This window comes from Kribbella sp. NPDC058245, assembly GCF_042882005.1.
Classification (GTDB): Bacteria; Actinomycetota; Actinomycetes; order Propionibacteriales; family Kribbellaceae; genus Kribbella.
This window is the reverse complement of record NZ_JBHVWY010000002.1, coordinates 344,809-363,467: the sequence shown is the minus strand read 5'-3', so window position 1 is coordinate 363,467 and position 18,659 is coordinate 344,809. Positions and strand designations below refer to the sequence as shown.

The 18,659-nt window shown below is 67.8% G+C and carries 17 protein-coding genes; 10 read left to right on the top strand and 7 right to left on the bottom strand.

From position 1 onward, the window contains the following. The first annotated feature begins 3 nt into the window (after positions 1-3). Positions 4-654 carry a hypothetical protein gene (locus ACFVWG_RS05215; RefSeq protein WP_391541867.1) on the top strand — a complete coding sequence of 217 codons (651 nt, stop codon included), beginning with the start codon at positions 4-6 and terminating at the stop codon, positions 652-654. Here the strand turns inward: ACFVWG_RS05215 and ACFVWG_RS05210 are convergent. Then, on the bottom strand, positions 621-1,898 hold the full coding sequence (locus ACFVWG_RS05210; protein WP_391541866.1) for an MFS transporter: 1,278 nt from the start codon (positions 1,896-1,898) through the stop codon (positions 621-623). The two genes, ACFVWG_RS05215 and ACFVWG_RS05210, sit on opposite strands and share 34 nt — an antisense overlap. Then, positions 1,895-2,476, bottom strand: coding sequence for an ArsR family transcriptional regulator (locus tag ACFVWG_RS05205; RefSeq protein ID WP_391541865.1), 582 nt, complete (start codon positions 2,474-2,476; stop codon positions 1,895-1,897). Before ACFVWG_RS05205 ends, ACFVWG_RS05210 begins: the two co-directional genes overlap by 4 nt. Positions 2,477-2,585: 109 nt before the next feature. Here ACFVWG_RS05205 and ACFVWG_RS05200 point away from each other — a divergent pair, with 109 nt between their 5' ends. Continuing rightward, positions 2,586-3,092: an RNA polymerase sigma factor gene (locus ACFVWG_RS05200; protein WP_391541864.1), complete on the top strand. Its 507-nt coding sequence runs from the start codon at positions 2,586-2,588 to the stop codon at positions 3,090-3,092. After that, positions 3,085-3,717 carry a hypothetical protein gene (locus ACFVWG_RS05195; RefSeq protein ID WP_391541863.1) on the top strand — a complete coding sequence of 211 codons (633 nt, stop codon included), beginning with the start codon at positions 3,085-3,087 and terminating at the stop codon, positions 3,715-3,717. Before ACFVWG_RS05200 ends, ACFVWG_RS05195 begins: the two co-directional genes overlap by 8 nt. A 44-nt stretch (positions 3,718-3,761) precedes the next feature. Here ACFVWG_RS05195 and ACFVWG_RS05190 read toward each other — a convergent pair whose 3' ends face one another. After that, a complete protein-coding gene (locus ACFVWG_RS05190; RefSeq protein WP_391541862.1) occupies positions 3,762-4,712 on the bottom strand; it encodes a GNAT family N-acetyltransferase in 951 nt (316 codons plus the stop codon). Positions 4,713-4,752: 40 nt separating this feature from the next. Beyond that, entirely contained in the window at positions 4,753-6,327 is a 1,575-nt protein-coding gene (dacB, locus tag ACFVWG_RS05185; protein WP_391541861.1) for a D-alanyl-D-alanine carboxypeptidase/D-alanyl-D-alanine-endopeptidase, read from the bottom strand. 118 nt (positions 6,328-6,445) lie between these two features. Here dacB and ACFVWG_RS05180 point away from each other — a divergent pair, with 118 nt between their 5' ends. The 4 genes from ACFVWG_RS05180 to ACFVWG_RS05165 all read left to right on the top strand — a co-directional run bounded on the left by ACFVWG_RS05180 (position 6,446) and on the right by ACFVWG_RS05165 (position 11,397). After that, on the top strand, positions 6,446-7,747 hold the full coding sequence (locus tag ACFVWG_RS05180; protein WP_391541860.1) for a family 43 glycosylhydrolase: 1,302 nt from the start codon (positions 6,446-6,448) through the stop codon (positions 7,745-7,747). A 171-nt stretch (positions 7,748-7,918) separates the two neighbouring features. Beyond that, positions 7,919-10,033 (top strand): alkaline phosphatase family protein, encoded by a 2,115-nt coding sequence (locus tag ACFVWG_RS05175; protein WP_391541859.1) that lies wholly within the window; start codon positions 7,919-7,921, stop codon positions 10,031-10,033. Positions 10,034-10,036: 3 nt separating this feature from the next. Then, entirely contained in the window at positions 10,037-10,801 is a 765-nt protein-coding gene (locus tag ACFVWG_RS05170) for an MBL fold metallo-hydrolase (protein ID WP_391541858.1), read from the top strand. Further along, positions 10,798-11,397, top strand: a complete 600-nt coding sequence (locus ACFVWG_RS05165) for a DedA family protein (protein WP_391541857.1) — start codon at positions 10,798-10,800, stop codon at positions 11,395-11,397. The genes ACFVWG_RS05170 and ACFVWG_RS05165 overlap by 4 nt, the downstream gene beginning before the upstream one ends. Here the strand turns inward: ACFVWG_RS05165 and ACFVWG_RS05160 are convergent. Beyond that, positions 11,383-12,024: a TIGR03085 family metal-binding protein gene (locus tag ACFVWG_RS05160; RefSeq protein WP_391541856.1), complete on the bottom strand. Its 642-nt coding sequence runs from the start codon at positions 12,022-12,024 to the stop codon at positions 11,383-11,385. The two genes, ACFVWG_RS05165 and ACFVWG_RS05160, sit on opposite strands and share 15 nt — an antisense overlap. Before the next feature lie 100 nt (positions 12,025-12,124). Here ACFVWG_RS05160 and ACFVWG_RS05155 point away from each other — a divergent pair, with 100 nt between their 5' ends. After that, the gene (locus ACFVWG_RS05155) at positions 12,125-13,969 is read left to right on the top strand and encodes an ABC transporter ATP-binding protein (protein ID WP_391541855.1); all 1,845 of its coding nucleotides are present in this window, start codon (positions 12,125-12,127) and stop codon (positions 13,967-13,969) included. Further along, positions 13,966-15,762, top strand: coding sequence for an ABC transporter ATP-binding protein (locus ACFVWG_RS05150; protein WP_391541854.1), 1,797 nt, complete (start codon positions 13,966-13,968; stop codon positions 15,760-15,762). Before ACFVWG_RS05155 ends, ACFVWG_RS05150 begins: the two co-directional genes overlap by 4 nt. Before the next feature lie 103 nt (positions 15,763-15,865). Here ACFVWG_RS05150 and ACFVWG_RS05145 read toward each other — a convergent pair whose 3' ends face one another. Further along, positions 15,866-16,168, bottom strand: a complete 303-nt coding sequence (locus ACFVWG_RS05145) for a Fe-S cluster assembly protein HesB (protein ID WP_391541853.1) — start codon at positions 16,166-16,168, stop codon at positions 15,866-15,868. Positions 16,169-16,695: 527 nt separating this feature from the next. Here ACFVWG_RS05145 and ACFVWG_RS05140 point away from each other — a divergent pair. Next, a complete protein-coding gene (locus ACFVWG_RS05140) occupies positions 16,696-17,562 on the top strand; it encodes a GNAT family N-acetyltransferase (protein ID WP_391541852.1) in 867 nt (288 codons plus the stop codon). On the opposite strand, the gene ACFVWG_RS05135 is transcribed toward ACFVWG_RS05140, so the two are convergent. Continuing rightward, positions 17,559-18,641, bottom strand: coding sequence for a dipeptidase (locus ACFVWG_RS05135; RefSeq protein ID WP_391541851.1), 1,083 nt, complete (start codon positions 18,639-18,641; stop codon positions 17,559-17,561). The two genes, ACFVWG_RS05140 and ACFVWG_RS05135, sit on opposite strands and share 4 nt — an antisense overlap. Positions 18,642-18,659 lie beyond the last annotated feature (18 nt).

Sequence of the window (18,659 nt, the reverse complement as noted above, 5' to 3'; positions counted from 1 at the left end):
GTCATGAGCTCGGGGTACCAGCAGCCGCAATGGAGTGTTCCGCCGTCGCCTCCTCCGCAGACGCCGCGCAACACCGGACTGATCGTCTCCTCCGTGGCGTTCGGCGTGATGCTGATCGTCTTCGTGGTGACCGCGTTCTTCGCGCCGGGCTTCCTGGTCGGCGGCGACTCGGACACTGCGAACCCGGCGCCCAACTCGACGTTCCCGGCGTCGTCGGCCCCGCCCAGTTCGGAGCAGAGTGAGCAGCCCACCTCGTCCGTGCCGACCTCGTCGACGGGGATCGAGCAGGACCCGGCGTACATGAAGCCGATGGAGTCCTTCGTCGCCAAGGTGAACGCGCGCAATGCCGCCGCCGCGAACGCGATGACCTGCAAGGACGAGAAGAGCAAGCGGCTGACGATCCCGCGGGTGAACGCAGCGGTTGCCCAGGGCCCCCATTACGTGATCGAGTACGGCAACTCCGGCAAGTCGGTGCTGAACCTGGCCGGGCTGGAGCTCGGCGGGAAGCTCGGCAAGCGTGAGGTCCCCAAGGTCCCGGCCGTCGGCAACGAGAAGCACCTGATCTACACCGGTGGCGTCTCCGCCCGCCAGGACAGCTCCGGCTGGTGCATCAACGCCTTCTACTCCGGCTTCTCCGACATCGACAAGAGCTGAGGCTCCAGGCCGTCCAGGTCGCGCGTGCTCAGGATCGGCGACCGGATCAGCCACAGTACGGCGAACAGGCCGCCGGCCGCGGAGACGAACAGGGTCTCGCGGACACCGATCCAGGTGCCGAGGAACCCGCCGACCACCGCACCGAGCGGCCTGATCCCGTAATTGATGCTGCTGTAGGCCCCCGAGACCCGGCTGCGCATCCGGTCGTCGGTGACCGCGGCCTGCAGTGAGTTGTTCGGGATGTCGTAACACATCACCGCGAACCCGCCGACGAACTGAGCGGCGGCAAGCGCGGTGGCCTTCATCCAGATCGGCCCGTCGGCGAGCGCCGCGATCGCGATCGCGCCCGGAAAGACGATCGCGCCGACGGCGATCAACGGCCCTACCCCGATCACGCGACTGAGTGGTGCCGCGGCCACCGCGCCGACCAGTGCGCCGGTCGAGCCGATACCGAAGGCCAGGCCGATCGTGCCGGCCGGCAGGTGCAGCTCGCGGCTGGCGAACAGGACCAGCATCGCGCTACCGATCAGGTTGAAGAAGTTGATCGTGGTCGAGCAGGCCAGAGTGTGCCGGAGATACCGGTGCCGCAGCAGGTACCCCATGCCGGCCCGGGCCCGGCGGAGCAACGACTCGGTGGTCGCCTCGGCCGGGGCGGGGGCGACCTTCGTCCGGGAGAGCTGGAGGGCCGAGAACGCGAAGGTCACCGCGTCCACGACGAGTGCGATCGGGGCGGTCAGCCACTGGATCAGGACGCCTCCGGCCGCCGGTCCGGCCATGAACGAGATCGACCGGGTGCTGGAGAGTTTGCTGTTCGCCTCGAGGAAATGGTCGCGATCGACCAGCCGGACGAAGAACGCCGAATAGGCAGTGTTGAACACGACCCGCGCGGCTCCGGCCAGGAGGGCGATCAGGTAGAGCTGGCCGAGGGTGAGGACGTCCAGCCAGTACGCCGCCGGAAGGCTGAGCAGCAGCATCGTCCGGGACAGGTCGGCCGCGATCATCAGCGGCCGCTTGTCCGGCCGGTGGTCGACCCAGGTGCCGATGAACAGCGACAGCAGGTTCGGCAGCCAGACGGCGGCGGTCAGCAGACCGGCCTGGCTGGGGGATGCATCGAGCAGGGTGACCGCGATCAGCGGCAGCGCGAGTTCACTGATGCGGTCTCCGAACTCGGAGACCGACTGTGCGGACCAGAACCGCCGGAACCGGCGGTCGCGCCACAGACTGGTGACGGCCGGGCGCTTCATGCTTCCGGCAGGAGCAGGTGCAGGTAGCGAACCGAGGCGGCGCCCTCTGGTGGTTCTTCGGAGTTCCGGCGCTGCACGTACGGCGCGAGTACCTGCTCGATCGCGGATCCGATCTCGTCGGCCTCCTCGGGCGTGATGACCAAGCGCGTGTTGGCCGAGTCGGCCGCCCGGCTCCACGTGGGGTCGAGTCCGGGCTCGGTCTCGACCAGCCACTGCTGTGCGGTCTCGAGAATCTGGTTCATCACCTCGACGCGCAGCAGCCGGCCGGCCGCGGCGCCCTCGGGAGTTTCCGGCAGTTGGTAGCGGAACCCGCGGCTCACCGCGTTCCACCAGCGTTGGCGTTTGTCGGTGCCGGTGGGGGGCGGGCCGTCGGTGACGAGGCCGAACTGAGCCAGGTGGCGGAGATGCCAGCTGGTCACCGAGGGAGAGGCGCCGACGTGCTCCGACAGCTGCGTCGCGGTGGCCGGCCCGTGCCGTTGCAGCCAGCTGAGCGCGGCCAGCCGGACGGGGTGAGCCAGCGCCCGCATCGCCTGCGGGTCGGTGATCTCGAAATCGCCGTACGGATTTCTGAGAGACATGTTTCGAGAGTAATCTCTCAGATCTCCTCTCGACAAGTTCTGGATTTCGTGGAACCTGGTGGTGGGGTAGCGCGTGTTATCACCACAGGCGGCGGGAAGAGGGAGCTCGGTGGATCGGGATCAGGTGCCGGATGTGGCCGTGCTGTACCGGCGGAGCTGGCCGCGGCTGATCGGTGTCCTGGTGTCGATCGGTGGGTCCCGGCCCGACGCCGAGGAAGTGGCGCAGGACGCCTACGTGAAGCTGCTCGGCCGGTGGGAGTCGATCAGCAAGTACGAGGATCCGGAGGCGTGGGTGCGGTCGGTGGCGGTCCGGACGCTGATCAGCCGGCTTCGCCGGCAGCAGGTGGCGGCCAAGGCGCTGACGCGGCTCACTGGACGCAGGGCCGAGGTCGTGGCGCCACCTGATGGTGAGGCGCTGGACGTCTCGTCGGCGCTGGCCACACTGCCGCCTGCACAGCGGGCGGTGGTGGTGCTGCACCACGTGATAGATCTGCCGCTGGACCAGATCGCTGAGGAGCTACAGGTGCCGATGGGCACGGTGAAGTCCCGGCTGGCCCGGGCGCGGCAGGCGCTACAGCCGCTGCTGGAGGTCAAGGAGGTGCCTGAGAATGCGTGAGTTACTGACCCAGTACGTCGACGAGCAGACGCCCGAGGAGGCGCCGCCGTTCGAGTACGTCGAACGCGCCGCCCGCGGCCGGAAGACCCGCAACCGGGTGACGGCTGCACTGGTGACCGCTGTCGTTGTGGCCGGTGGAGCCACGCTCGCGGTGATCGACCGGCCCCAGGCCGACCCAGCACCGGCCGGACCGGAGATGGTCGTCACCCTGGATGCTGACACGGGTGAGCCGATCGTGCCGGGCCTGCTGGACGACGGTCCGCCGCCGAAGGAGTTCAAGATCGGCAAAACGACCATGGTGCTGGCCGGTGAGCTCCGGATCGCCGCGGTCAACGCAGACCCGGATCATCCGGAGTACCTGACGGTCGAACTGCCGTACGACATGACTTCGTCGTACTCGAGTTGTCTTCCGGACACGGTGGTCCGGATCCTGAGTCAGGACGAGAGTTCGATCCGGGTGGCCGCGTACCGCTACCGGCTGGGTTCGGACGAGGCCGAGGGGCAGCAGTGCTATCCGCCGCGGACCAACGGCGAGTTTCTGCTGATCCAGCTCAACTTGCGCCGTCTACTGGGCGCCCGCACGGTCTACGCCGGCGCGACGGGGAAGCGCATCCTCCAGTACTGACGGCTCGCCGGGGTGGACCGCGACCACCCCGGCCGGCCGTCGCTTCACACGTCGATCGTGCAGCGCAAAGAGTCGATGACGAGAGACTCCGTCATGCCGACGGACAGGTAGAGACCCAGCGCCGGGGTCGGGTTGTTGGTGTCGACGTGCAGGAGGGTGCCGGTGCGTCCGGCGGCAGCGTCCAGGGCGAACTGGTCGCGGAGCAGGAACTTGGCCAGTCCCTTGCCGCGGGCCTCGTCGAGCACCCCCAGGCGGCCGATGTAGTTGCAGTTGTCGTCTGGGACAAAGGCGTCGGTGCACTCGCACATGGCGACGGCTTTGCCGTCGATCTCGAGCAGCGTCATCCCGGACCAGTCGAAGGTCGACTGTGCCTCGTGGGAGGCGCGCCACTCCTCGAACGACCGCGTCTCGAAGCCGTACTGCCCAGCGAAGGCTTCGTTCAGCACCTGGTGGGCCGCTTTCTGCGACTGCTCGTCCGGAGTGCCTCGACGGACTACGACGCCGGCAGGTGTCTCCGGCGTGGGCACGGGTCCGTGGTGGTCGACCCGCATCCGGTGGAACGTCGTACCGCGAAGGTAGCCCTGGGCCTCGAGGCGCTCGCGGCGGGCGGTGTCGAGACGGTAGACGCCGGTGTCGAGCTGCACCGAGGTGTGCCCGTGGGCGGCGGCGAGTTCGCGGCCGCGCCGGGTGATCTCGCCGAGCAGGTAGGCCTCGACGGCCGGGTCACTGGTGACGGCGTCCATGTCGAGGACGTGGAACTCGCCCTTGCCGAAGATCGAGCCGTAACCAACCAGTTGGTTGCCGTCGAAGACCAGCCAGCCGTCGGTCGTCGGATCGAACCCGGGCTCGGTGAGCTCGTCGACGGCATCGTCGAGGGTGTAGTCGGCGAAACCGACCACGCTCGTGTTGTACGCGGCGACCAGGTCGAAGACGGCTTGAGCGTCGGCTTCGACAGGTGGTCGCACAATGAAGGTGTCTGGCAGTACGGCGGTCATGTCCACAGCGTGGAGAACAACCGCCGTACTGTCGACTGGTTTAACAGGCCTTGACCCACTCCGACTCACAAGCCGGCTGGTCGCTCTGACGGGTCTGCGGTGCGATCGCTGCAGCCGGGGGAGTCTGGTCACTCCAGGAGGCGAGCAGCACGCCTACCTGGTCCTCCACGGGGCGGGGCGAAGTGATGTAGTTGTTGCTTAGCATGGAGAACACGAGCTTGCGCCCGTCCTTGTTGGTGACGTAGCCCGAAAGGGCAGTGGCACCGGTCAGGGATCCGGTCTTGCCGTGCAGGTTGTTGGCGGCCGGAGTGTTGCGCATCCGGGCACTCAAAGTGCCTCCGGTGAAGCGGTCCGGGTTACCCGCGATCGGCAGAGCGGTGTACCACTGCTGGAACCACGGCTCCTGCTGTACGGCGAGCAGCAGCGTGGTGATCGAGTTCGCGGTCACGTTCACCTTGCGGGCCAGACCGGAGCCGTCGCTGAGCCGGATGGTGCTGGTGTCCACGCCCTTGCTCTTGACGTAGTCGTTGACGACGGCCAGACCGGCAGCCCAGGTGCCCTGGCCCTTCTTGACAGCGCCCATGGTCTTCACCAGGTGCTCGGCGTGCATGTTGTTCGACAGCTTCAGGAACGGGTTCATCAGTTCGCCGACGGTCATCGACTCGTCCTTGGCCAGCACGGTGGCGCCGGTCGGTGTGGTGGCGTTCTTGATCTTGCCGTGGACCCAGATGCCCTCGGCGGTGAGCGCCCGGCGGAACACGTCGGCCGCGTACAGCTCCGGCTCCCAGACGGTCACCCACTTGCTCGACTTGGCGGCACCGAGCGGGAATGAGCCGCTGACCCGGACGGTGTTGGTGCCGTGCTCACGCTCGACGACCAGAGTGCTGGCGGAGCCGGTCGCACCGGTGGTGGCGGTGTTGACGACCTTGAGTACGTCGTTCGCCGGCACGGTGTTGAGCTTCACCGGGTCACCGGCCGCAGCGCCGGGCAGCGTCTCGATGATCGCCGTACCGGAGTCGAGGTCGCCGTTCGGGGCGAGCGTCAGTGCGGAGATCTGCGCGGAGTAGTACGACGACTCGTCGTCGCCGGCCCAGCCGTCGCCCAGACGGGTGTGGTCGAAGTAGGAGTCGTCGGCCACCAGGTCGCCGTCGACACGGGTCACACCGGCAGTCTTGAGCTGCTTGGCCAGGGCGATGTAGTCCGCCTCCAGCGTGGTCGGGTCACCGTACCCCTTGAGGTACAGGTTGCCCTTGAGCTTGCCGTTCTTGGCCGGAGTGCTCGCCAGCACGTCGGTGTGGAAGCGGAACGACGGACCGAGCACTGCGAGTGCGGCGGTGGAGCTGAAGAACTTGGTGTTCGACGCTGGCATCAGGCGGTTGCCGCCGTTGCGGTTGTACAGCGTCTCGCCGGTGGTGGCGTCCCGGACGACCAGGCCGACCTGCGACCCGGTGTAGGCCGGGTTGGTCAGCAGCTGGTCCAGCTGGGTCTGCAGCGGGGTCTCGTCAGCCGACGCGGTCGAGCCGACGGCCTGCGAGACCACGGCCCCCGCGGCTACGGCGAGTACTGCCGCAGCTGCGAGCAGCTTGCGCCTTGAAACCCACGGTGAATAGCTCACTCCACACTCCCTTGACCAGGCAGAATCCGACTAGCTGAAGTCTTCACCCTAACGGGGTCTCGCGCCCTAGGTGAATCGATGTAAAACTGCAGGTCCCGCCCCCACTCCAAGGAGTCAGATGCTTCGACGACTACTCGTGGCGACACTTGCCGCGGCCCTCAGCCTGACCGCTGCTCCTGTCCAGGCTGCACAAGAGCTGGCCGGTGCGGTCTTCCCGGCCGACATCGTCGCCCAGGACTTCCCGGATCCGGATGTCTTCCAGCAGAACGGCACCTGGTACGCCTACTCGACCAACAGCACCCCCTGGGCCGTCCCGGTCGCCACAGCCACCAGCGCTAGCGGACCGTGGACGATCCGGGGTGACGCGATGCCTGGTGGCCCGTCTGCCGCTTGGGCTCAGCCGGGCCGCACCTGGGCGCCGGACGTGTACCCGAATCCCGATGGCACCTACACGCTGACCTACACCGCCTGGCACAAGGCCTCCGGCCGCCAGTGCATCGGAGTAGCGACCGCCACGTCACCCCGCGGCCCGTTCACGCCGGTCGGGACCGAACCGCTCATCTGTCCGCTCGACCTCGGCGGAGCGATCGACCCCAACACCTTCGTCGACCGGAACGGGACCCGCTACCTGGTCTGGAAGAACGACGGCAACGCGATCGGCAAGCCGTCGACGCTGTGGCTGACCAAGACCACGAACAACGGCCGGACCCTGGTCGGCGCTGACACGGCGCTGCTGAGCTCGAGCGGGATCATCGAGGCGCCGGACCTCGTCCAGCGCGACAGTCGCTACCTGTTGTTCTTCTCGACCGGTGGCTACAACGACTGCAACTACCAGACGTCGTACGCGACCGCGACCAGCCTGACCGGACCCTGGAGCGTCGCCGGGCGTCCGCTGATGACCACCCAGACCTTCGACGGCCACGTGTGCGGGCCGGGTGGTGCCGACTTCGTCGGGGACAAGGTGTTCATGCACGGCTGGAAGAACAACGACCGACACCTGTACGTCGCCGATGTCGGCTGGCCGAACGACTACCCGGTCGTGCGCGGCAGCCGGGTCCGGACCGAGTCCGAGAGCGGCCAACTGAACCACTGTGTGGTGCGCGCCAACGCCAATGGCGCCTCTGACGGCAAGGTGGTCGGCTACATCGACTACGCGGACTCCTGGGTGGAGAACCGGGTCTACGCACCGGTTGCCGGGGGCTACACGCTGAACGTGCGGTACGCCAACGGCTCTGCCGGTACGGCGAGCCACGGCCTGTCGGTGAATGGTGTGAGCCAGGGCTCCGTGAGCTACCCGGTCACCGGCTGGGACAACTGGCAGGAGAGCGCGGTCCCGGTCACTCTGAATGCCGGCTGGAACACCGTCCGGCTCTCCAAGGGCGATCTCTACACCGAGGTGGACCACCTGGAACTGCAGTAGCGGCCATGCTGTCGGGTCAGGGACCTACCGGGCACGACCCCGGCCCTGACCCGGGAACAGCCCGTCCGGTGCGTGGCGCGGTGCGTCCCGGCGGTACCTCGCCTCGTACGCTCGGTACTGCACCACAGCGACAGCACCACACCGGACGGGCACGGGGAGCACGGGCAGGACATGGCGAAACCACCGGAACAGGTCTCCGGCGACCGGAGATCACGTCGGCCGTTCTGGCTGGACTGGCGGCGAACCGGCCGCGGTCTGCAGGCGATGCTCGTCGGCGGGCTGCTGTCCCTGATCTCGTTGATCATCACGTTCTGGACGCTGCCCCAGATCAGCAGCGACGGTCGGATGCCGATTCTGCGGCTGGTCGTGCTGCTGGCGGTCTTCAGCGTGTTGATGCGCTGGATACTCGCCGGAGTCGCGGTCCTGATCGGCTCGATCGGCGTACTGGTCGGCGGACTGCTGTCCCAGTTCGGAGTGGTCTACCTCGGCATCACCGTCGACCCTGGCGTGAACCTGCACGGCGGTCCCGAGGCACTGCTGGTGGTGTCGATCGTGATGTCGTCGGTCAGCGCCTTCGTCGGCTGGTTCGCGTACGCCGGGAGTGACGACGCGTACGTCGCCGAGGTGATGCGGGTGGTGCGCCGCCGGGCCCGCAGGGCCACCGCAGCGCCGAGGACCGGGATGCTGATCATCCAGATCGACGGTCTGTCGGCACCGCTGCTCAACTGGATGGTGATGTCCGGCAACCTGCCGCATCTGGGTGGCTGGATCCGTGACGGCAAGCACTCGATGGTGGAGTGGCACACCGGCGTACCGGCCACGACTCCGGCCAGTCAGGCCGGCATCCTGCACGGCGGCTCCGGCCAGATCCCCGCGTTCCGGTGGTACGAGAAAGAGACCGGCCGGGTGATGGTGACGAACCGGGGCCGGGACGCCGCCGAGATCGAGGCACGGATGTCGACCGGCCGCGGGCTGCTCGCGGACGGTGGCGTCAGCATCAGCAACAACTGGTCCGGAGACGCCGAGCACTGTGAGCTGGTGTTCAGCCGCGCCGCGCTGCCGAACAGCCGCAGCCGGGGCTACGTCCGGTTCTTCTCCAGTCCGCAGGGTGCTGCCCGCGGACTGGTGCTGTGCGTCGCCGAGATGGTGAAGGAGCTGTTCCAGGCGCGCAGGCAGCGCCGGCGCAACCTGGTGCCACGGGTGAAGCGTGGCGGCAGCTACATCTTCCTGCGGGCGATCACCAACGTGCTGCTGCGCGATCTGAACGTCTCGCTGATCACCGACGAGCTGGTGAAGGGCACACCGGTCATCTACTGCGACTTCGTCGACTACGACGAGGTGGCGCACCACGCCGGTCCGACTCGGCCGGAGTCCCTGCAGACGCTGGAGGGGCTGGACCGGGTGCTCGGTGCGCTCCAGCGGTTCATCGACATCCTCCCGCACTCGTACGAGATCGTCGTCCTGTCCGACCACGGTCAGAGCCAGGGAGCGACGTTCCTGCAGCGGTACGGCCGGACGCTGACCGAGGTGGTCGACGAGCTGGTCGACACGACCAGTGAACCGGTGGCGGCGGTCGGGAGGTCCGAGGGCTGGGGACCGGTGAACGCGTTCCTGACAGAGCTCTCTTTGCGTCGCAGCGTGGCCGGCTCGGTGACGCGGAAGGCACTGCACGGCAAGGCCGGCCGGGGCGAGGTAGAGCTGGGGCCGAAGGACTGTGAGCCGGCGGTGAACTCCGACGAACAGATGGTGGTCACGGCCTCAGGCAACCTGGCGCTGATCTACCTGGCGACCACACCGGGACGGGTGCCGCTGGAAGAGCTCGAACTGCTGCATCCGAAGCTGATCCCCGGCCTGGCGACGCACCCGGGCGTCGGGTTCGTCGTCGTCGACTCCCTGGCCGAGGGACCGGTCGCGATCGGCCGGGCCGGTGTCCGGGTTCTCAAGTCTGGGCGGATCGAAGGCGAGGACCCGCTGGCGCCGTACGGGCCGTTTGCGCCGGCGTCGATCCTGCGGCAGGCCGAGCTGCCGCACAACGGCGACGTCGTCGTGGTCAGCCGGGTCGACGACTACACACGGGAGGTGGCCGCGTTCGAGGAGCTGGTCGGCTGCCACGGCGGTATCGGTGGCTGGCAGACCGAGGCGGTGCTGGTGCACCCGTCCCGCTGGGAGCTGAAGGAGCCTCCCGTAGGCTCCGACGCGGTCCATGCGCTGCTGGTTGGCTGGCTTGAGAAGCTCGGTCAGCGCAAGGACGTCGAGGAGCCGGTCGAGACGAAGGTAGAGGCCTGAAGCGTGCGGATCACCTGGTGGGGGCATGCGACCACCACGATCGAGGCGGACGGTACGCGGCTCCTGACCGACCCGGTACTGACCTCACGCATCGCCCACCTGCGGCGTCGTCGTGGTCCGGTGCCGACAGCAGAGGCCGGCCAGTGCGACGCCGTACTGATCTCACACATGCACGCCGACCATCTGCACATGACCTCGTTGCCACGGGTCAACCCGGACGCTGCACTCGTCGTACCGCGCGGTGCGGCCCGGCTGATCCACCATGACTACGGTGCGGCCTTCTCAGACCGCTGCATCGAGGTAGCGCCGGGACATCAGATCAGGATCGGCTCACTCGACATCACCGTGATCACTGCGCATCACGACGGTCGCCGCCTGCCCTGGTCGTCGTACGACGGACCTGCGGTCGGCTATCGCGTCGACAGCGCGCCGAGCGTCTGGTTCGCCGGAGACACCGACCTGTACGACGACCTGGCGGCTGAGGCGGGTCCGGTCGACCTGGCGCTGGTCCCGGTCGGTGGCTGGGGACCGTCTCTCGGGCCCGGTCATCTGAACCCGTCGCGCGCCGCTGAGGCGGTCCAGCGCGTCGGAGCGAGCGTGGCGATCCCGATCCACTTCGGCACGTTCTGGCCGATCGGGTTCGAGCGGATCAAGCCCGAACTGTTCCTGCCGCCGGGGGAGCAGTTCCGAACCGCCATGGCTGAGGTGGATCCTGCGGTGAAGGTGGATGTGTTGGTACCAGGAGAGTCGACCGAGGTGGCCGGATGACAGGGAACGCTGACTTCGACCTCTGGTACCTGTTCGCGCTCGCGGGCGCCGTACTGATCGGTGCCGTCCTGCCCGTGCTGCCGACCGGTGCGGCTGTCTCGGCAGGTGCAGTGCTGGCTTCACACAGCAATCCGATCGGACTGGTCGGTGTGCTCATCGCCGGTGCCGCCGGCGCGTACGTGGGCGACCTGATTGTGTACGCCGGCTGCCGGTTCGGCGGGGAGAAGCTAGCGAAGCGGATCGGGTGGTTGCGCGACAACGAGAAGCTGGATGCTCTCCGGGAGCGCCTCAGCGAGCACGAGATCGGCGTACTGCTGACGTCGCGGTTGGTCCCCGGCGGACGGGTCCCAGTGCTGCTGGCCGCCGGTCTGGCCGGCTACAAGTGGGAACGGTTCGCGGTGGTCGACCTTGCCGCGTCGTCACTGTGGGCCGCGGTCTACATGGCGATCGGACTGCTCGGCTACGCGCTCTTCCCTGAGCCGTGGCAGGGCGTCGTGGCGGCGATCGGTCTGGTGCTGCTGACCACGGTGGTCAGCAGTCTGGTCCAGAAGCTCCGCCACAAGCGGGCGGCGGCTGCGGCCTCAGAAGCCGAATGACGTGGTCTTCAGCTCGTCGATGACCGCTGCGTCGCCCTCGATCTGAACGTCGGCCACCTGCTGCCGCCCGAAGCAGAACAGGGTCAACTCGACCGGCGCACCGATCACGGTGACCGTGCGGCCGTCGACCGGTGCCTTGGCGACCGTCGAGCGGCCGTCCGGCAGCTGGAGCACGATGCCGCTCGTCGCCTTGCGGGCCATCGCGCGCGATGCGACCCGGAGCCCCTTCCACAGGCTGGCCTGCTGGTCGGCGGGCAGCGTGCGCACAGTGAAGTCCGGCTGAGCGCGGCGGACGTCCTCGTGGTGCACGAGGTACTCGGTGGTGTTCAGCTGGTGCCCGATCAGCGGCAGCCCGTAGATGGAGGCGCGTGGCGGCCCGCTGCGGACCTTGTTCACCGCACCGGCGAAGCCGAGCTTCGCCTTCGCCCGCTCCATCCGCTTCTCGGTGGTGTCGGCGAGCGCGGAGATCATGATGCCCGGACCGGCCATCGGATCGGACTCGCGCACATACAGGTGCACGGCGAGGTCGAAGGTGTTCCAGCCCTCGCACAGCGTCGGCTGGTCCGGTCCTAGCTCGTCGAAGAGGTCACACAGAGCAAGTCTTTCCACCCGGCTGTAGTCAGTCACATTCCCGATCGTAGTTGTCGGACGGGAATGGCAGAATGTCAATCGTTGTCATGATTGTGACTGCTGTTCGCACCTGACTGTCCTGGAGTGACTCTTGCCCGTGCCGAAAGTCCCTGACAAAGGGAGCGCGACCCGGCGTGGGTTCGCGGTCCTGCGGGTCGCCATCTGGGAGGAGCCGTGGGTCTTCGCGCTCTCGGTGGTCGCCAGCATGCTGTACGGCGCGATGACCGTGGCCGACGGCTGGGCGCTGGGCTGGGCCACCGACCACGTGATCCGGCCGGCCCTCGAACGCGGTGACACCACCTTCGGTGCCCTCGCCGCGCTGGTCTCGCTGTTCCTCGGGATCGCGATCCTGCGCGCCATCGGCGTCGTCGGACGACGCGTCGGGGCCGGGGTGATGCAGTTCCGCCTCCAAGCGACGTACCGGCGCCGCGTGACCCGGCAGTACCAGAAGCTGCCGCTCGAGTGGCACCACCAGCACCCGACCGGTCAGCTGCTGTCCAACGCGAACGCTGACGTGGAGTCGATCTGGTTCGTGATCGCACCGCTGCCGATGGCGATCGGTGTGCTCGCCATGCTGGCCTTCGCGACGGTGGCGATGTTCATGGCCGACACGTGGCTCGCTCTGGTCGGCTGTCTGGTCTTTCCCTTGGTCTTCGTGGCCAATGTGATCTTCCAGCGCATCCTGCAGCCCCTGGCCACTCGCGCGCAGCAATTGCGGGCAGACGTGTCTGAGGTCGCGCATGAGTCGTTCGACGGTGCACTGGTGGTGAAGACGCTCGGCCGCGAGGCTGCGGAGACCGAGCGCTTCCGAGCGCCGACGTACGCGCTGCGGGACGCCAACATCGCAGTGAACAAGGCACGCGGCATGTTCGACCCGGTGATCGACGCGCTGCCGCGGATCGGCGTACTGATCGTGCTGCTGGTCGGTGTGGGCCGCGTGCGTTCTGGTGCTGCCGATGCGGGTGACGTGGTGCAGGTCGCGTTCCTGTTCACGCTGATCGGGTTCCCGATCCGGGCGCTGGGCTGGGTGCTCGGAGAGCTGCCGCGGTCCGTGGTCGGCTGGGACCGCGTGCAGCGGGTGCTGACCGCCGAGGGCGGCATGGAGTACGGCGAGGACCAGCTGACGTCGACTACGGCGGCCCGGCTCGACGTGTCCGGACTGCGGTTCGGGTACCTGCCGGACCGCGACGTACTGAGCGGCATGGACTTCACCGTCGAGCCCGGCCGGACAGTTGCCGTCGTGGGTCCGACTGGTGCAGGCAAGTCGACGATGACGACGCTGCTGACCAGACTGGTCGATCCGGAAGAGGGGTCGGTCCAGGTCGACGGCACTGACCTGCGTGCGCTGGCCAGTGGTGAGCTGGCGGGGTCAGTCGCGCTGGTGGCGCAGACGGCCTTCCTCTTCGACGACAGCATCCGCGGCAACATCACGCTGGGCGGCGACTACAGCGACGACGACATCTGGGACGCACTGCGGATCGCCCAGGGCGACGGCTTCGTGAAGACGCTGTCGGACGGTCTGGACACCAAGGTCGGCGAACGCGGTACGACGCTGTCCGGTGGGCAGCGGCAGCGGATCGCACTGGCTCGTGCGCTGGTACGGCGGCCGCGGCTGCTGATCCTGGACGACGCGACCAGTGCGGTGGACCCGCAGGTCGAAGCGCGCATCCTTGCCGGGCTGCGGTCCAGAGTGCGCGAGGACGCGACTGCGGCGACCACTGTGCTGGTGATCGCCTACCGCAAGGCCACCATCTCGCTCGCCGACGAGGTGCTGTTCCTGGACGAGGGCCGGATCACGGCCCAGGGCACGCACACCGAGCTGCAGGAGACCTCAGCGGCGTACCGGGAGCTGGTGGACGCCTACGAGAAGGACGCCGAGCGCAGGCTCGAAGAAGCCGAGCTGGACAAAGAGCTTGATGACCTGGACGGAGTGAGGGCATGAGTGCCGCTGAGGCCACGCGGCTTGACCATGGTGATGAGGCCGGTGGTCTGGAGACGCTGCGGCAGGGTCTGCGGATCTCACCCGAGCTCGCGCAGGGCTGGTGGATCACTGGGCTGCTTGCGTTGACCATGACGGCCGGCCGGATCGTCATCCCGATCGCTGTCCAGCAGACCATCGACAAGGGCCTGTCCGGGCCCGGCGGACCGAACATGTCGTTCGTGGCCTGGATGGTCGTGGTGTGCGCAGTCGGAGTGGTCGTGACCGCCGGAGCGTCGTACCTGACGACTGTGCGGCTTGCAGTGAACTCAGAGCGCGGACTGGCCACCATGCGGATCAAGGCCTTCCGGCACGTGCACGACCTGCCAGTGCTGACGCAGAGCACCGAGCGGCGGGGTGCACTGGTCAGCCGGGTGACGTCGGACGTGGACACGGTCTCGCAGTTCCTGCAGTTCGGTGGGTTCATCTTCCTGGTCAGCCTCGGGCAGATGCTGCTCGCGACCGTGGTGATGTTCTTCTACTCGTGGCAGCTGGCCCTGGTGGTGCTGGTCTGCTTCATCCCGCTGTTCGCGAGCCTGCGCGCTCTGCAGCGCCGGATGTCGGTCGCGTACGGCGTGGTCCGGGCGAAGGTCGGCGAGATGCTGTCCGCAGTCGCCGAACCGGTGGTCGGTGCGCAGGTGGTGCGGGCGTACTCGATCGAGCAGCGCACGCAGGCCCGGATCGACGCGACCGTCGACGACTACCGCCGTACGGCGACCAGTGCGCAGACGCTGACCGGAATCACCTTCTCCATCGGCGGTCTGGCCGCCGGTCTGGCAAACGCAGGTGTACTGACCGCCGGTGTGCTGCTCGGAGTGGACGGTCACGCGACGCTGGGCGAGATCCTCGCGTTCATGTTCCTGGTCGCGCTGTTCTCGGACCCGGTGCAGATCGCCACCCAGGTACTGACCGATGCGCAGAGCGCGTTCGCCGGCTGGAGGCGAGTGCTCGGCGTCATCAACACTCCGGCCGATGTGGTCGACCCAGGTGAGGACGGGGTGCAGCAGGCGCGCGGACCGATCACCGTCGAGTTCGCGGACGTGAACTTCGCCTACCCCGAAGGTGAGCTGGTACTGCGCGACGTCGACGTCCGCCTGCAACCGCATCGGCGAGTGGCGGTCGTGGGGGAGACGGGCTCCGGCAAGACGACCTTCGCGAAGCTGCTCACCCGACTGATGGATCCGACGTCCGGCGCCGTACTGCTGGACGGTGTGGACGCGCGAGAGATCTCGTTCGAGACCCTGCGGGAGCGAGTCGTGATGGTGCCGCAGGACGGCTACCTCTTCGACGCGTCGCTGGCCGAGAACGTCCGCTTCGGACGTCCTGAGGTGACGGACGCCGAGTTGCTGACGGCCTTCGAGTCACTCGGTCTCACGGACTGGCTGGAGTCCCTGCCGGACGGACTGCAGTCGCCAGTCGGCCAGCGTGGTGAGTCCCTGTCGGCAGGGGAGCGTCAGCTGGTCGCACTGGTCCGGGCGAACATCGCAGACCCCGACCTGCTCGTCCTGGACGAGGCAACGTCCGCAGTCGACCCCGGCACCGAGGTCCGGGTCAATGCGGCGCTGGAGCGACTGATGACCGGCCGTACCTCGGTCACTATCGCGCACCGGCTGTCCACGGCCGAAGCGGCGGACGAGGTGCTGGTGTTCGACAACGGCGAGGTCGTCGAACGCGGACCGCACGCGGAACTCGTCAACGCGGACGGTGTCTACTCACGGCTGCACGAGAGCTGGATCGCTCAGCGCAGCGCCATCTGAACCCCCGGGTGCGGCCGGTCCCTGGGAGGGACGAACCGGCCGCACCGGGTTCAGGTACTCCGTGGCACCACAGTCAGGTTGGTGCCCCCGCCGTACCCGGTCTTCAGGCCGGGGCGCCGGCACCGGGCTGCGGCACCAGCAGGAACTCGACCCCGCCCTTGTCGTCCACCGCCGCATCGAGGATCTTGTCATCGAGCGTGCTGGCCGCGTTCTCCTCCAGGAACACCCGCGCCCCAGCCTCTTCGACCACCTGGTCGCCCGGTCGCGGCGCCTCCGTCGTGGTCACCGCCAGCGCCGGATCCGCCGGATTCTCCTGCGAGATCCGCACGCCTGCACCTTCCGGCGCGCCCTCGACCCCCGTGATGCTCTTGATCACCAGGGTCGCGTTCTCAGTCAGGGTAAGCACAACAGCTCCAACCTCTAGACATCACTGAACCCACCCCGTGCCCGGCCACCCACACCCCAAACCCCCACTTTGAGCACCCCTCAACCAGATCCACGCGCCCCAAGTGGTCGACCCGTGCTCAAGGTGATGCCTCTCACTCACTTTGTGCACCCCTCAACCGGATCCGCGTCCCGCAATGGTTGACCCGTGCTCAAGGTGATGCGCGGGCTGACTTTGTGCACCCCTCAACCGGATCCGCGTCCCGCAAATGGTTGACCCGTGCTCAAGGTGCCGGCTCTCCACTTTGTGCACCCCTCAACCAGATCCACGCGGCGCAGGTGGTTGAGCCGTGCTCAAGGTGATGCGCCGCATTCACTTCGTGCACCGTTCGACCAGATCCGCGTCCCGCAAGTGGTTGACCCGTGCTCAAGGTGCCGGCTCTCCACTTTGTGCACCCCTCAACCAGATCCGCGCGCCGCGGGTGGTTGAGGCGTGCTCAAGGTGGGGTGGTGGGGGTGCGGGTGGGGTGGATGGTGTGAGATCGGGGGATGGCGATTGAGATGGCGACGGCCGGCGTTGACGGTCTGGGCGATGTGGTGGGCGCGTTGCGGGACTGGCAGCGTGATGACACTCCGCATCAGCTGCACCCCGGGGACGTCGGGTGGTTCTGGCGGTTCGGGGCGGAGAAGGCGGCGGCGTCGATCCGGACGTGGCGGCGGGACGGGGCGATCGTCGCACTGGGGTTGCTGGACGAGGCTGACCTGATTCGGATCGCGTTTGATCCCGCTGCGTTGCAGGATGCGGAGCTGGCCGAGCGAGTGGCTGCTGACGTGGCGGAGCCGGAGCGCGGCGTACTGGTTGCGGGCAAGGTGTTCGTGGAGGCGCCGCCTGGTGCGCTGGTGAAGGACGTGCTGTTCAAGGCGGGCTGGAACCTCGACGAGCCGTGGGTGCCGGTACGGCGTGATCTCAGCCAGCCGGTGCCTGCACCAGAACTGCGAGTGGACGTGATCGGCTCTGAGGAGGCGCACGAGCGAGTCACGGTGCAGCGGGAGTCGTTCGACGGGTCGACGTTCACCAACGAGCGGTGGTTCACGATGGCGGACGGCATCCCGTACGCCGATGCGCGCTGTCTCGTCGGCCGCAACCAGCTCGGCGAATCAGTAGCGGCCGTGACGGTGTGGTCGGCCGGCGAAGGCAAGCCGGGCTACCTGGAGCCGATGGGCGTGCATCGGATGCACCGTGGTCGCGGCTACGGCGAGGCGATCACGGTCGCGGCTGCACGCGCCCTGCAGGAGATGGGCGCGTCGGTCGCCTACACCTGCACACCCGGCTTCAACGTCGGCGCGATCGCCACCTACGAGGCCGCCGGCTTCGTCCGCGGTGAGGACCTGAGGGACCTCCGCCGCGACGGCTAGTCCGCCACGTCGTCGGAGGCGCGCAGTACCCGGAGGATGTTGCCTCCGGCAAGCTTTTCGAGGTCCTGGTCGCTCCACTTGCGCTCGGCCAGTGCCTCGAAGAGCAGCGGGTACGACGAGACGTCCGGCAGGTCCACCGGAGTCTCCGGAACCCCGTCGTAGTCGCCGCCGATCCCGACGTGATCGATCCCGGCCACCTCGCGGACGTGCTCGACATGCTGGACCACATCGGCCAGCCTGACCACGGGTTTCGGCGTGCCGTAGAGCTCGCCGAGCTTCTCGTGGTCCGACGGCTTCTGTGCGTTCAGGCCGTTGGCCTTGGCGATCTCGTCGGCGCCGGCGACCCAGTCGACGTACTCCTGTGAGACGAAGTACGGAACGAACGTGACCATGCACACCCCGTCGTTGCCGGCCAGCGTCTCGAGGACGTCGTCCGGCGCGTTCCGCGGTACGTCGCAGACCGCACGGGCTGATGAGTGGCTGAAGATCACCGGTGCACTGGTGATGCGCAGAGCGTGCCGCATCGTGTCGGCCGAGACGTGAGACAGGTCGACCAGCATGCCGATCCGGTTCATCTCCCGAACAACCTGCTCACCGAAGTCGTTCAGTCCGCCCAGCACTGGCTTGTCAGTGGCGGAGTCTGCCCACGGGACGTTGTTGTTGTGCGTGAGCGTCATGTAGCGCACCCCGAGCGTGCGCATGGTGCGCAGGACGCCGAGCGACTCACCGATCGAGTAGCCGCCCTCCATCCCCATCAATGACGCGATCCGGCCGGCCTTGATCGCCGCCTCCACGTCATCGGCGGTCGTCGCGAGCTGCAGCGAATCCGGGAAGCGTGCGACGAGCTGGTGCACGAAGTCGAGCTGCTCGAACGTGCGCCGTACAGCGTGTTCGTCCTGCGGAACCCACAGTGACCAGAACTGCGCACCGACGTTCCCTGCTCGCAGCCGCGGCAGATCGGTGTGCAGCTGCGGCACCGACCCACTCAGGTCGTGCGCGTCCAAGTCGTACTCGCAGAGCTCGTAGAACGCGATCGGAAGATCGTTGTGCCCGTCGATCACCAGGTGCGGACTCGTCATGCACTCATCCTGTCAGCT